This is a genomic window from Anaerostipes sp. CAG:276, from assembly GCF_000432215.1.
In the GTDB taxonomy this organism is placed as follows: domain Bacteria; phylum Bacillota; class Clostridia; order Lachnospirales; family Lachnospiraceae; genus Anaerostipes; species Anaerostipes caccae.
Genome location: NZ_FR889207.1, coordinates 63,722 through 78,162 on the forward strand (window position 1 = coordinate 63,722; position 14,441 = coordinate 78,162).

The 14,441-nt window shown below is 45.1% G+C and carries 13 protein-coding genes, 1 other RNA gene, 1 pseudogene and 1 other annotated feature; all 15 genes and pseudogenes read left to right on the forward strand.

Annotated elements, in window-relative coordinates:
• Positions 1–363, forward strand: a pseudogene (locus QVP35_RS15580) (DNA primase); the annotation flags it as partial.
• Positions 364–397: 34 nt separating this feature from the next.
• Positions 398–1,492 (forward strand): RNA polymerase sigma factor RpoD, encoded by a 1,095-nt coding sequence (gene rpoD, locus QVP35_RS15585; protein ID WP_009291195.1) that lies wholly within the window; start codon positions 398–400, stop codon positions 1,490–1,492.
• Between the two features lie 11 nt (positions 1,493–1,503).
• Positions 1,504–2,199 (forward strand): tRNA (adenine(22)-N(1))-methyltransferase, encoded by a 696-nt coding sequence (locus QVP35_RS15590; protein ID WP_006567353.1) that lies wholly within the window; start codon positions 1,504–1,506, stop codon positions 2,197–2,199.
• Positions 2,186–2,968 (forward strand): Nif3-like dinuclear metal center hexameric protein, encoded by a 783-nt coding sequence (locus QVP35_RS15595; protein WP_022261386.1) that lies wholly within the window; start codon positions 2,186–2,188, stop codon positions 2,966–2,968. The genes QVP35_RS15590 and QVP35_RS15595 overlap by 14 nt, the downstream gene beginning before the upstream one ends.
• A 25-nt stretch (positions 2,969–2,993) precedes the next feature.
• Positions 2,994–4,649, forward strand: coding sequence for a nucleoside kinase (locus QVP35_RS15600; protein WP_006567351.1), 1,656 nt, complete (start codon positions 2,994–2,996; stop codon positions 4,647–4,649).
• 113 nt (positions 4,650–4,762) lie between these two features.
• Positions 4,763–6,943: a C1 family peptidase gene (locus QVP35_RS15605; protein WP_022261387.1), complete on the forward strand. Its 2,181-nt coding sequence runs from the start codon at positions 4,763–4,765 to the stop codon at positions 6,941–6,943.
• 47 nt (positions 6,944–6,990) lie between these two features.
• An RNA gene (gene rnpB, locus QVP35_RS15610) (RNase P RNA component class A) lies at positions 6,991–7,328 on the forward strand.
• Between the two features lie 155 nt (positions 7,329–7,483).
• Entirely contained in the window at positions 7,484–7,630 is a 147-nt protein-coding gene (locus QVP35_RS15615; RefSeq protein ID WP_022261388.1) for a hypothetical protein, read from the forward strand.
• 157 nt (positions 7,631–7,787) lie between these two features.
• Positions 7,788–9,359 (forward strand): hypothetical protein, encoded by a 1,572-nt coding sequence (locus tag QVP35_RS15620; protein WP_009291198.1) that lies wholly within the window; start codon positions 7,788–7,790, stop codon positions 9,357–9,359.
• A gap of 103 nt (positions 9,360–9,462) precedes the next feature.
• Positions 9,463–10,476, forward strand: coding sequence for an InlB B-repeat-containing protein (locus QVP35_RS15625; protein ID WP_022261389.1), 1,014 nt, complete (start codon positions 9,463–9,465; stop codon positions 10,474–10,476).
• Positions 10,477–10,712: 236 nt separating this feature from the next.
• Complete coding sequence (locus QVP35_RS15630; RefSeq protein WP_022261390.1) at positions 10,713–11,180, forward strand: GNAT family N-acetyltransferase; 468 nt, start codon at positions 10,713–10,715, stop codon at positions 11,178–11,180.
• Positions 11,181–11,286: 106 nt separating this feature from the next.
• Positions 11,287–11,922, forward strand: a complete 636-nt coding sequence (locus tag QVP35_RS15635) for a cell wall hydrolase (RefSeq protein ID WP_006567338.1) — start codon at positions 11,287–11,289, stop codon at positions 11,920–11,922.
• A 58-nt stretch (positions 11,923–11,980) separates the two neighbouring features.
• Positions 11,981–12,218: a binding site (T-box leader), on the forward strand.
• Positions 12,219–12,351: 133 nt separating this feature from the next.
• Entirely contained in the window at positions 12,352–13,359 is a 1,008-nt protein-coding gene (locus QVP35_RS15640) for an ABC transporter substrate-binding protein (RefSeq protein ID WP_006567336.1), read from the forward strand.
• Positions 13,360–13,372: 13 nt separating this feature from the next.
• Positions 13,373–14,254: an ABC transporter permease gene (locus QVP35_RS15645; RefSeq protein ID WP_009291202.1), complete on the forward strand. Its 882-nt coding sequence runs from the start codon at positions 13,373–13,375 to the stop codon at positions 14,252–14,254.
• Positions 14,251–14,441 (forward strand): ATP-binding cassette domain-containing protein (locus tag QVP35_RS15650; RefSeq protein ID WP_288187974.1); only part of this gene is annotated, 191 nt, incomplete at its 3' end. The genes QVP35_RS15645 and QVP35_RS15650, both read left to right, overlap by 4 nt.

The window sequence follows — 14,441 nt, forward strand, 5'->3', positions numbered from 1 at the left end:
GAGCCGGTACTTTTTCAGAAGCTTGCCGGGATCATCGGACCGGATGATTTTATTGAGCCGATCTATCACGGCGCTGCTATGCTGCTCTTTGAAGAATACGAGAGGGACGGCAAAGTGATGCCGGCTAAGATACTGAATCAGTATACGGATATGGAAGACCAGAAGAAAATTGCGGAGCTGTTCAATACGACGCTGAAATTAAAGCCTCTGCCCGAGGACAATGACAAGGCGCTGACCGACATTGTCCGGAAGGTAAAGGAAGACAGCATTGAACACAAGATGAATGAATCCAACGACATTATGAAATGGCAGGAGCTGATCCAGGAAAAAGGCAGACTGGCAAAGCTGCATATTTCGATTTAGGTTGGTTAAAATAGGTATGAGAGGAAGGAAATCAATGGACGAAACAATGTTACAATTCAGCGAGAAGCTGGCAGGTTTAGTAGAACTGGGGAAGAAAAATAAAAATTTTCTGGAGTATGCCCAGATTGAGACATATTTTAAAGATTTTAAGCTGACATCGGATATGATGGAGGCAATTTTTGATTACCTGGAACAAAACGGAGTCGATGTGCTCACGATCCCCGAGGGAGAGGACGACGAAGATCTGGAGATCAAGGAAGAGATCGAGGAAGAAGCGGACCTGACGATCCCGGACGGAGTCAGCATCGAGGACCCGGTGCGCATGTATTTAAAGGAAATCGGAAAGGTACCTCTGCTGAGCGCGGATGAGGAGATCCGTCTGGCCCAGAGGATGGAGGAAGGTGATGAGGAAGCCAAGAAAAAGCTTGCGGAAGCCAACCTGCGTCTCGTAGTCAGCATTGCGAAGCGCTATGTGGGACGTGGGATGCTGTTTTTGGATCTGATCCAGGAGGGAAATCTGGGTCTTATCAAGGCAGTAGAAAAATTCGATTACAGGAAGGGATATAAGTTCAGTACGTATGCCACATGGTGGATCCGCCAGGCTATCACCAGAGCCATTGCCGACCAGGCAAGAACGATCCGTATCCCTGTCCATATGGTGGAGACCATCAACAAGCTGATCCGTGTGTCCAGGCAGCTCCTTCAGGAACTCGGCAGAGAGCCGCTTCCGGAAGAGATCGCCGAGGAGATGGATATTCCAGTGGACCGTGTGAGGGAGATTTTAAAGATTTCCCAGGAACCGGTATCTTTAGAGACACCGATCGGAGAGGAAGAAGACAGCCACCTCGGAGACTTTATTCAGGATGACAATGTTCCGGTGCCGGCGGATGCGGCGGCATTTACACTGCTGAAAGAACAGCTGAGCGAAGTGCTCGGAACTTTGACGGAGAGAGAGCAGAAGGTGTTAAGACTGCGCTTCGGACTGGATGACAGCCGTGCAAGGACGCTGGAAGAGGTAGGAAAAGAGTTCAACGTCACCAGGGAAAGAATCCGCCAGATCGAGGCCAAGGCTCTGAGAAAGCTGAGACATCCGAGCCGCAGCAGAAAATTAAAAGACTATTTAGACTGATCGGGTGAAATATGGAATTGTCATCAAGGTTAAAAATAATTGCTTCTTTTGTGTCCGAAGGGATGTGTGTCGCCGATATAGGGACAGATCATGGATACATACCCATTTATCTGACCTCCGAAGGGATGACGGACAAAGCATATGCCATGGATGTCAATCGGGGACCGCTTGAAAGGGCCTCGGAGAACATAAGGAAAGAAGGACTGAACGGAAAGATCCGGTGCATCCTATCGGACGGTATGGAGAAACTCCCGATGGATGCAGACAGTGCAGTGATTGCCGGAATGGGCGGAGACCTGATGGAACAGATCTTAATGAGGGGAGAGGACAGGCTTTTCAGGCTTTCAGAACTGGTTCTTTCCCCCCAGTCCCACTGGGAGAAAGTCAGGAGATTCCTGCACAGCCATGGGTTTGCCATCGAAAAAGAAGCATTGATAAAGGAAGACGGGAAATATTATATTGTCATAAAAGCTGTCAGGGGCCGGCAATCTTACGGCGAGTCCTGGCAGTATTCTTACGGCACTTATCTTACAGGATTAAAAGATCCCCTGATGAAGGAGTACCTGACGAAAGAGCTGAATGACAAACAGAAGATCCTTGACTCTTTTGAGGGAAAGGATTCAGAACATCTAAGGCGCAGGGCAGGAGAACTGTCCTGTATTCTCAGAGAGATAAAGGAGGCACTGAAAAACTATGAAATGCAGTGAACTGATGAAGATATTGGAAGATTATGTGCCGGCGCGTTATGCCATGGAGTGGGATAACGTGGGACTTCTTACAGGGAGAAGAGACAGAGAGATCCATAAAATCATGGTCGCATTGGACGCGGATAAAGGGGTGGTGGAAGAAGCAGTCAGACAAAAGGTGGACTTTCTGCTGACTCACCACCCTGTTATTTTTTCTCCCCAAAAGAGCATTACCGATGAGCCGGGCACACCGGAAAAACTTCTGAAGCTGATAGAAAACGGTGTGAATTGTTTTGCCATGCACACGAATTTCGATGTGGTGCATATGGGGAGGATCGTCTGTGAGGCGATGGGACTCAAGAGTCTGGCTCCGGTAGAAATGACATGTACAGAAGACGGTATTTTGAAGGGCATCGGAACAGTATCAGAACTTGAGCGCCCCATGTCAGCAGGGGATTTTGCGGAAGTGGTAAAAAATACGTTCGGTATAGAACATGTTCTGCTGTTTGGAAATAAAAGAAAAATAATCCAAAAGATTGCGGCTGTTCCAGGGTCCGGAAGACATATGGAACAGCAGGCGGCCGGAACAGGAGCAGATTTGTTTTTAACCGGGGATATCGGACATCATGAAGGGCTGGATGCCATGGAACTGGGCCTTACAGTCATCGACGCAGGCCATCACGGTCTGGAAAAGATTTTTGTAGATTTTATGGGACAATTTCTCGAAAAAAATGTACCGGTGTGTGAGATCATCCTGAGTCATACAAAATGTCCGTTTGACGTAAAATAGAGCAGAGAGGAGTTGATGGCTGAATATGCTGAATGTAACAGTAGAAGGAACAAAGATCAGTGTAAAAGAGGGCACGGCTCTGGAGGAACTTGCGAAAAGATTTCAGAGACCGGGCGCCCCAGTTATTTTGCTTGCTTATACGGGAGAGAAGCTTAGAGAGCTTCACCATACGATTGATGAAGACTGTGATATCCGGTTTGTGACGAATGAGGAGCAGACCGGATATATGACTTATAAGAGGACGGTAAATTTCGTATTTTTAAAGGCCTGTGAGGAAGTGCTGGGAGAAGGGTGCACAAACCGCATCACAATGAATTACTCCATCGGCAACAGTACCTTCTGTGAATTTTCTCTCGATGATCTAAAAGTGGACGACGATCTGGCGAGAAAAATCCAGAATAAAATGCGGGAATTGGTGAGACAGGATTTAAAGATCAAAAAAATTTCCTACAATACGTTTGAGGCAAGAAAAAGATTTGCACAGCAGGGGATGAAAGAGAAAGTGAGGCTCTTCCGGTTCCGCAGGGTTTCCAGAACCAATGTATATTCTCTGGACGGATATGAGAATTATTTTTATGGGTATATGGCACCCAGTACGGGATATATCCAGGATTTTTATGTAGATGCGTATCAGGGAGGAATTGTTCTTCAGATCCCGAGACGGGATCATCTCCATTCCGTTTCAAGATTTACGCCTCAGCCAAAGCTGTTTCATGTGATGCAGAGGTCCAGATCCTGGAGCAAGCTTATGAGAGTGGACACGGTCGGGGCTCTCAACGAAGAGATCACCAACGGCGATATCAATAACCTGATTCTCGTGCAGGAGGCCCTTCAGGAGAAGCTTCTGGCTGATATTGCTTCAAAGATCGTGGACGACGGGAAAAAGGTTGTCCTGATCGCAGGTCCGTCTTCTTCCGGGAAGACGACATTCTCCCACCGCCTTGCCATTCAGCTTCAGATCGACGGGCTCACTCCGCACCCAATCTCTCTGGATGATTATTTCTTAGACAGAGAGCTGTCTCCCAGGGACGAGGAGGGCAACTATAATTTCGAGACGATCGCATCTCTTGATCTGGAATTGTTCAACGAAGATATCAACTGTCTTTTGGCCGGGAAGCAGGTACAGCTCCCAACCTATAATTTCGTTTCAGGAAAACGGGAGTACAAAGGGAATTATAAAAAGATCGGACCGGATGATGTGCTGGTCATCGAGGGAATCCATGGCTTGAACGGGATGCTGTCCAGTGAGATTTCGGAAGAAGATAAATATAAGATTTATGTCAGCGCGCTGAGTCAGATCAATATAGACGAACACAACCGGATACCCAGCTCCGACGGCCGTCTGTTGAGAAGGATCGTGAGGGATGCAAGGCACAGGGGAACGGATGCAAAGACGACCATCGGACGGTGGGAATCTGTGCGCAGGGGTGAGGAACTGAATATTTTCCCTTACCAGGAGGAAGCGGACATCATGTTTAACTCTGCCCAGATTTACGAGCTGGCTGTGTTGAAACAGTATGCGGAGCCGCTTTTATTTCAGATCAGCCCGGGATGTCCGGAATATCAGGAATCCAAGCGCCTGCTGAAGTTTTTGGATTATTTCCTGAGTGTGAAAAGTGAGGATATACCGAAGACGTCTCTTTTGAGAGAGTTCATTGGGGGAAGCTGCTTTGAGACTTGACGGTTCCGTTTTTTTATCTAACTAATCGGGATGAAACTCTATCTTAATTTATGAGAGAGATTTTTATGGAGAATTAGGATAGCGGGGAATCAAGATTAGGGGGATAATGAATAATGTATAACTGGAAACGCAGATTGATGAGTCTGGCACTTGCTGCCGCCGTGTCGTGTACGGCTTTGACTTCCTTTGATGTTCATGCTGATGAGATTAACACAGAAGATCTGGAGTTTGATCTCATTGGAAAAACGGCAGTGCGCAGCGGGAGAAGAATTATAGAATATGAGGATGCAGCTTTGCTGCAGCCGCAGACGGATAAGAGCAGAAAACGGGCGGCACAGCTGCCGGACTCATATACGGCAGAGCATACCAGAGTAAAAACCCAGGAGAATACCGGTATTTGCTGGACTTTTGGTGCCATGGCTTCCCTTGAATCTGTGATGATGACAGCAGGAACCGCTTCTTCATCGATTAATTTATCGGAGAGACAACTTGCTTATTTTACCTTTCATGGACAGAATAAAGACCGGGACAAGAGCAAATACGCGGGAAACGACAGTTTTTTGAATCGGTCCGGAGAAAGCGACTACACGATTGGAGGAAGCCGCTGGTTCTCAGTGCCGACACTGGCCAGATGGTATGGGGCGGTGGATGAATCAGTCCTCCCGTTCAGTCAGATATGGGCTTCTGATCCGTCAGAAAAGTATCAGACGGAATCTTATATCCATCTTAAAAATGCACTGTATCTGCCGGAGATTAATCTGGAAAACGGCAATGATGAAACCGTACATAGTGCTGCAGGGGTGCAGGCAGTGAAGCGGGCTGTATATGAAAAAGGCGCTGTCAGTGCCGGATATTACACGGGCAATTCACATTCGGGATATTATCGTTTTGGCAGCAAAACCGGATCTTCAAGAACTACAACATCTTATTATTATGACGGGGATAAATACGCAGATCATGAGATTACCATTGTCGGCTGGGACGACAATTACAGCAAAGATAATTTCAGTGTTACGCCTCCCGGAAACGGTGCGTTCCTTGTGAAAAACAGCTGGGACGTTGACTGGGGTGACAGCGGATATTTCTATATTTCGTATTATGACAAATCCCTTTCTGAACCTACGGTTTTTGAAGCTGAGAATGTGAACTATAACGGAAGTAAGACCGCGCATACTTATCAGAATATTTATCAATATGACGGGGCAGGATTTGGAGACGCTTTGTTTACGGCAGGCACCAGTCCCGTGGTTGGAGTCAATAAATTTACGGCCAGAGACAATGAAAAGCTAACCGCATGCGGAGTTTATGTTCCAGCAGCAAACTGCAGCGTCAAAGTTCAGGTTTATCAGGACCAGAGTAATAAGTCGTTGGTTTCCAAAGAATATACGGCACAGAATGCCGGATTTTACACGATTCCTTTCGGTTCCTCCTCGTTTGATATGGAGAAAGGCAAAGTATACCGTGCGGAGCTTCAGATTTCTTTCAAAAAAGAAGGAAGGACCGAATATTTTTATCCGTTTGAACTGCAGGAGGATCAGTCAGATGAATTTCAAATGGATTGTACGGCGGGACAAACCCAGCTAAAATATAATTTTGGCGGTTCGGGCAGAGATGTAACATCATTGCAGCCGTTAAATGGGGTATATCAAACGGGCAACGCATTGGTTAAATTATTTTCCAACGATAAGGTGAAGGCCGGAAACAGCGGGACAACTGCTTCAAAACCGGCAGATACACCGGCCGTTTCTGTTCCGCAGACGCCGCCTGCAACGGCTGCACCAAAACCGACGGCAACTACGGCAAAACCGGCTGTGACTTATATCAAACCATCAGTTTCAAAGAGTTCACTCAGTATTTATAAAGGAAACAGTTCATCTATTACTGTAAAGAACAAAGTGAGAGGTGCAAAGGTCACGTTTTCCAGTTCTAAAAAGTCTGTGGCAGCAGTGAATTCTTCCGGCAGAGTTACCGGTAAAAAAGCAGGGACTGCGGTTATCACGGCAAAGGTTACGCAGCAGGGTAAAAATTACAGCTTAAAATGTAAGGTTAGGGTGAGTAAGAAGCGTTTGGCTTTTTCTAAGAAAAAAGCAAGGATAAAGAAAAAGAAATCTTATACCTTTAAAGTGAAAAAATACGGTGTCTCCGGAAAAGTGAGATGGAAAGTCAGCAATAAAAAGCTGGCATCGATCGGAAAGACAAGCGGTAAATTCAAGGCCAAAAAGAAAAAAGGCAAAGTGAAAGTCACCGCTTACTGTGGAAAATACAAGGTATCCTACATGGTTAAGATTTATTAAATTGTTTGACGGGACACATGAGAACATGGTATAATTCCACTCGGAATTTAGTTAACCGAATGATCGCGCCAAAGTCTTTTGGTGAGGAAAGTCCGGGCTTCGCAGGGCAGGATGCCGGATAACGTCCGGTAGGGGTGACCCTCAGGCCAGTGCAACAGAAATAAACCGCCGGTATTAGCCGGTAAGGGTGGAAAGGCGGGGTAAGAGCCCACCGCTTGGCTGGTAACAGGCAAGGCACATGTAAACCCCATCCGAAGCAAGGCAGGAGAAAAGCTATGGGCTTGCCCGGTCCGCTTTTCGGTGTGCCGCTGGAGCTTGCTGGCAACAGCAAGTCGAGATAGATGATCATTTAAGACAGAACCCGGCTTATAGATTAGCTAAATTCCATTTTAATTGAAAAAAATTTGCAGACAAGACATCAGAGATTAAAATCTGGTGTCTTTTGTTGTCTAACCTATTCTTTTTAAAAGAGGTCTTATAAAGTCAAAAACCATTTGTCTGCGAAAAGTGCACTTGTCAGGCAGGAAAGGAAGGGAAAGAATGAAGAAACAATGGAAAAGGTGTATGGCTGCTGCCGCGCTTACACTAGCGCTGGGCATCAGTTCCGGGCCGGAAATGCTTAGAGCATTGGATACAGAACAGGAAATACCTGGAAAATCCGGGGGGGGGTATTTCTGGATTAACTGAAGAAAACCCGGAGAAACAGGCAGAATCTAAGGGTGGCAGCAAAGTCCAAAACAAGACTTTAGAACCCAATGAGAATGAACTAAAAGGGAGGCAGCCGAAGACAAAGAAAAAGGCAGCGAAAACGTCCGGAGACACTGCGGAGAACGGACAGACTATTTTGGATGTCAGTGAAGGAGATGTCCGGATCACGAAGACTGGAGCTTCGGTCGGAGGAACTGCAAAGGACGACGGAACTCTAAATCCCAAGGGATACTGGATCACAGGGACTACGACAAAGTACAACGTGATTGTGGAAAAAGGTGTCAGGACAGAGATTACCCTGAGCGATGTCAGTATTACCTGTGATAAAACAAAGATGGACTGCATCAATGTCTCCCACGCCTATGTGACGATGACACTCAGAAGAAATAATACACTGCTTTGTAAATCAGGAAACGAAAAGGACGGATATAAAGGAGATGAAGGTAACGCCATTACAAAAGACGGAGTGGACGGGGAACTGATCCTCCAGTGTGAGAAGGCGGATGAAAAAGGACATCGCTGTGACAGCAGCTGCGGAAGCCTTACAGCATCAGGACAAGATGACCAATATCATGCAGGAGCCATTGGAAACAGCCTTCGAGGAACACAAAAAGACGGCGAGTGCGGTCTGGCGAATCTCATCATCAAGGGCGGGAATATTGTGGCAAAAGGAGGATATCACAGTCCCGGTATCGGAGGAGCCTGTCTGACAAGTTATAAATTTACACATGATTCTGTGTACGGCGACAACAGTGCTATATCATTTGCCAATCAGAAAGTAAGCAACCTTTCTATAACAGGAGGAAATATTAAAGCTGAGGGCAATTATGGCTGCGCCGGGCTCGGAGGAGGCGTATGGGTCAATATAGACGGCCTTTCGATCACCGGAGGAAGAGTCGAAGCGATCGGAGGAAGCTATGGTCCCGGCATCGGAGCAGTCTGTACATCCTCCCTTGATAATATTGTGATCAGCGGAGGGGATACTTTAGTCATCGCAAAAGGAGATGAGAGCAGTAATGCTCCGGGTATTGGATCAACTGATTATCCGGGCTTTACAATTCCTACGAAATTCGGCCGGTTCGTGTCATCTCCTCAGGAAGGTTATCAGGGCTATGTCCAGGACAGAGATTCTATGGACAGTTATACCTTCATGGAAGGGACACCGTTTAAATCTGACACACAGATCCATGTAGGGAAATTTTATACAGTGGCCTATTTTGGGCCGTTCCGTGATGAAAATACCGTGGAGTCAAAGACAAATGAACAGATCGGAGCCAATCATATTATCAGCAAAACTGGAGGAAACGGATTTACAAAGGAACAGCTAAAACAGCTCACGAAGGTGGCGGCAAAAGACAAAACAGGAAATGACCTGGAGGATGATCAGATCAGTTTCTTTGATGAAAAACAGATACAAGATTTAAATGAGGCGAAAAGGGCGGGAAAGATTGGGGATTACCCTCTGACGTTTGAGACCTCAAACGGCACAAAAGTGACGGCTAATGTCTGTCTGAGAGACGACGGCACAGATGCCGCGGGGATGGACCCGGAGGATCCGGACCCGACGATCGGAGCCAATAACTTTGAGAAGGATACCGGAGGAGATGCGTTTACCGAGGAGGAACTCAAGATCTATGGAGAACTGAAAGGCAAAGATAAAGATGGAACGACCATTTCACTGGATGGTTTTTCTATAGACAAAAAATAGTTTGAAAAGATTAACCAGGCAAAGACAGCCGGGATATCTGGTGTGTTTGAACTGACCTTTACATCAAAAGCCGGGGCAAAAGTCACGGTTTCTTTGATGAAATATGATGAAACTGGGACAGATACAGATCCGGAATAGCGGTGAAACGATCAAAGGAATGAATATTATCAGCAGGACCGGAGGAGACGGCTTTACCGAAAAACAACTGAAAGAACTGTCTGCCGTCAAAGCATTTGACAAAGATGGAAAATCAGTGGAAAGAGACAGCATCACCTTTTCAGAGCCGGATCAAATCAAGAGGATCAATGAGGCAAAGACGGCGGGTGAGACCGGAAACTTTCCGCTGACTATAAAGGCACCCGGTGGAACAGAGGTGACGGTCCAAGTATATTTAAGAGATCAGGGAACGGACAGTGCCAAATTAGATCCGGACCATGGAGAAGCATTTTTGGCTGCAAATAACGGGACCCATCCAACAGGAGGAGAGGCGTTTACAAAAGAAGAGCTTCTGGAACTCTGCAGGGCAAAAGCGAAAGACCAGAGCAAGAATACCGTGGAACCATCCATCGATCCGAAACAATGGGAAGTACTGAACGAAGCTAAGACGGCGGGCAGGACCGGAGAATTTTCTCTGACCTTTTTTATAGAGGACGGGACAAAAGTTCAGGTAAAGATCACGCTGACCGGAGACCACAAAGTGAAGTTTGACTCCAACGGAGGCTATGATACTCCGGTGACTCAGACGGTCAGAGGAGGAAATCAGGTGATCGAGCCGAAAGATCCAAAGAGAGACGGCTATGAATTTATGGGCTGGTATTATACCGATGAGAATGGAAAAGAAGCCAAGTGGAATTTTTCAGATCCGGTGCATCAGAATATGACTTTAAGAGCGAAATGGAAGAAAGCTGAAATTGAGAAGGCAGACAAGGATACTTCAGGGAAAGAAAACAAAAAAGGTACATCAGAAAAAAATAAGAATTGGAAATATAAAGAGATCCGGAAAAACGAACAGACAGCGAAGACAGGAGAAGAATTTAAAACTGTATGGGTGGTGCTGGGCCTTTTGGGAGGAACAGGTATTTTATGTTGTCTTAGAAAGAAGAGAAAAATTAGTTAAACTATCGCAGGTGCCACCTTTGATATCTAAGCAGCCTGCTCCAGCAGATAAAATGTCATAGTATCATTCCCTTTATTTATGTTTTATAATGTAGATAAGTGAAATTTTTTATTACCCAGGAAATACCCTGTCACGGCAGTGATAGAAAATGTTTTCTGAGAGATAAAACATACTCCATGTATTGTGTACAGATGCGTGTTGTCTTTTAACGAATGTATATGCAGGAGGAAATGAGTATGCTGAATCTAAGAACAATGAATGCGGAAGATCTCCCTGTCTTTAAAAAATGGCTTAGGATGCCGCATGTTGCAAAGTGGTACCATGAGCCATTGGATTGGATCGAAGAAGTCGAAAAGCAGGACAGTGCTTTCTGCTGGATTCATCATTTTATCGTTGAGTATGAAAATAAACCAATCGGCTTCTGTCAATACTATGCATGTAAAGACAGTGATGAACTATGGGGAGGATACACGGAAATGGGCGGATCTTACAGCGTCGATTATATGATTGGTGAGTTGGACTGCATCCACAGAGGATTTGGGAAAGAAATTGTAAAACAGCTGATAGAGAAGATCAGATGCCATGGTGATGCTGAGAGGATTGTTGTACAGCCTGAACAGGAGAATGCAGCGTCCTGTGGTTTGCTGCTGTCCTGTGGATTTGTTTTAAATACGGAAAATGATATTTATGTCATGACGATATAAAATTTATGATGTAAAGAAATGCAGATGTCTCTGAAATTGGACTTAAATTTTACAAAAGTGTGAATAATGTTTCAAAAATGTCATACACTATATTAAAGGAGTGTATATGACATTGAAGAAAAAATGGAAAGTAGCAGCCATATCTTGTGCGATTGGCTTATGCAGCGTAGGGCAGCAGGTCTTTGCAAGTGATACTTTATTTCAGCCGCCGCAGGGCGAAAATGGCGTTGATCAGCTTATCCAGAGGAAACTGTTGGAAGAACAGAAGCAGTTTAAAGAGAGAAAAGCACTGATTAAAAAGTTAAATATAGAACGTCAGATTGAAAAAGTACAGGATGTCAAAGGCCTCAAAGGAAAAATATCTACAAGAGAGAAAGCAATTCTTACTAGGATTGTGGAAGCAGAAGCTACTGACAAAGACATGAAGAGTAAAATCTTAGTCGCAAATGTGATATTAAACAGGGTCCGTTCCAAGGAATTTCCAAACACCATCGAACAGGTCGTGTTCCAGAGGACCAATGGCAGTGTGCAGTTTTCTCCGACAGCAGACGGACGGTATAATTCTGTGACGATCAAAGCGTCTACACGGGAAAGTGTGGAGCGGGCGTTGGAGGGAGAAGACTACTCAGAGGGCGCTTTATATTTTGTGGAAAAGACAATGGCGAATCCAAGAAATGTGTCCTGGTTTGACAGGGCGCTGACGAAACTGTTCACTTATCAGGGACATTCTTTTTATAAATAAGAGTGAAAATTCGGGGTTGACACGTAAAAAGAAAAGTATTATTATTCTATCATATAGTGATAAACCGATGAGAAAGAGTAGTAGTCAGGAGCAGAAGGATTTTAAGAGAGCTGCAGATGGTGGGATTGCAGCATGAATTCCCTGATGAATGGACTTTCGAGGGCAGTTCTGAACCACAGTAGGAGTTGCCGGGCACCCGACCCGTTACACAACAGGGCATATATGATGGTATATGAAAAGAGTGGGCATTTTTTATGATGCCAATTTGAGTGGTACCGCGGATATCCGCCTCAAGCGTTAGCTTGGGGCGTTTTTTATTCCATAGGAAAGTTCTATGACCTTCCTTATGAAATAAAAAACTCCGGACCACAGTATTTGTTTATCTCTATAAGTGCAAAAAATTGATTGTAGAGAAAAGGAGAAAAAGTTATGAAAAAGAGATTATTAGCAGCAGGATGCAGCGCAGTATTGGCGGCAACATTATTATTTGCAGGATGTTCAAAAAAAAGTGAGGACAAAAGCTATCAAATCGGAATTCAGCAGTTTGCAGAGCATGAATCTTTAAATAACTGCCGCAAAGGTTTTATCCAGGGGTTAGAAAAAGAAGGAATCAAGGAAGGAAAAAATTTAAAGATCACTTATAAAAATGCTCAGGCTGATACCGCTGCAGATAACCAGATCGCTTCAAACTTTGCTTCCAAGAAGATGGACCTGATCTGTGCCATTGCGACACCAAGTGCCCAGAGCGCATACAATGCAGCTTCTGATTCTAAGACACCGGTTATCTACACTGCGGTTACATCACCGGAACTGGCAGGATTCGTAGACAAGGACGGAAAAAATGTAGGGGAAGTTACAGGAACTTCTGATCTGATCCTTGCAGATAAACAGCTGAAGCTGATCCGTAAAGTGCTTCCAAAGGCAAAAAATGTAGGAATTCTGTACAGCACTAACGAGGTTAACTCTAAAGCGGGAATTGAAGCCTATGAGAAAGTGGCTAAAAAGAACGGTTTTAAGATCATTACTCAGGGAATCAGCGCGGCGGCAGATATGCCGATGGCAGCCGACAGCCTGATCAAGAAAGTAGACTGTATCACAAACCTTACAGATAATCTGGTCGTAAGCTCAATGCCGACTTATCTGGAAAAAGCAAACAAGGCAAAGATCCCGGTATTCGGTTCAGAGATCGAACAGGTGAAATTAGGATGCATCGGATGTGTGGGGATTGACTTCATAAAACTTGGAGAACAGACAGGAAAAATGGCTGCCAAAGTGTTAAAGGGAGAGAAGAAAGCATCCGAAATTCCGTTTGAAACGTTTAATCAGGGAGACATCTATCTTAACGAAAAGGTGGCAAAAGATCTTGGAATTAAACTGCCTTCAGATGTTAAGAAAGAGGCAGTAGAGACATTCACAGAAATTAAAGCAAGCAAATAAATAGGAGCAAAAAATGGAACAACTAATCATTGGCGTCTTCGAGCAGGGATTCATCTATGCGGTGATGGCTCTGGGCGTATACATTACTTATAAAATACTGGACTTTCCGGATTTGTCTGTGGACAGTACCTTTCCATTGGGTGCCGCCATCACCACGGTACTGTTGATGAATGGGTTCAATCCGGTCCTCTCGCTGATCCTTTCAACGGCGGCGGGAGCGGCAGCAGGGGCTTTGACCGGGATCATCCACGTAAAGTTCAGAGTCAGGGATCTGCTGTCAGGTATCATTATGATGACGGGACTTTATACGATCAATCTGCGGATTACCGGGGGAAGTGCCAATGTGCCTCTGTTCAACTATCATACGATTTTTAACAATGATTTTATCAACAAATTATGTCCGGAGGCGCTTGAGCCGTATAAGACACTGATCATCATTGCGCTGATCATGCTGATCGCAAAACTCCTCCTGGACTTGTACTTAAAGACAAAATCCGGATTTCTGCTCAGAGCCGTAGGGGACAATGAAAAAATTGTCACATCACTTGCTAAAGACAGTGGGTTTGTAAAAATTGTCGGCCTTTCTATCGCCAACGGTCTGGTAGCTTTGGCGGGAAGTGTCATGTGTCAGCAGCAGAGATTTTTTGAAATCTCCATGGGTACCGGAACCATCGTCATTGGTCTCGCCAGCGTTATTATCGGGACGAACATTTTTAAAGGAAATCTGTTAAAGGCAACAACTGCTGTCATCATCGGCTCTGTTATATACAAAGCCTGTGTGGCGGCAGCCATCGAGATCGGACTGGACTCCCAGGACCTTAAACTGATCACTGCGATCCTGTTTCTTGTGATCCTGATCATCAGCATGGACCGGAAAAAGAAGGTGAAAGCATGATTGAACTTAAAAATATTGATAAATATTATAACATCGGAACGGTGAATGAAATTTGTCTGTTTAAGGATTTTAATTTAAAGATCCAAAATGGTGATTTTGTTTCTGTGATCGGCAGCAACGGGTCAGGAAAAACGTCGATGCTGAACCTGATCTGCGGAAGTCTCCAGCCTGAGAAAGGATCCATCAG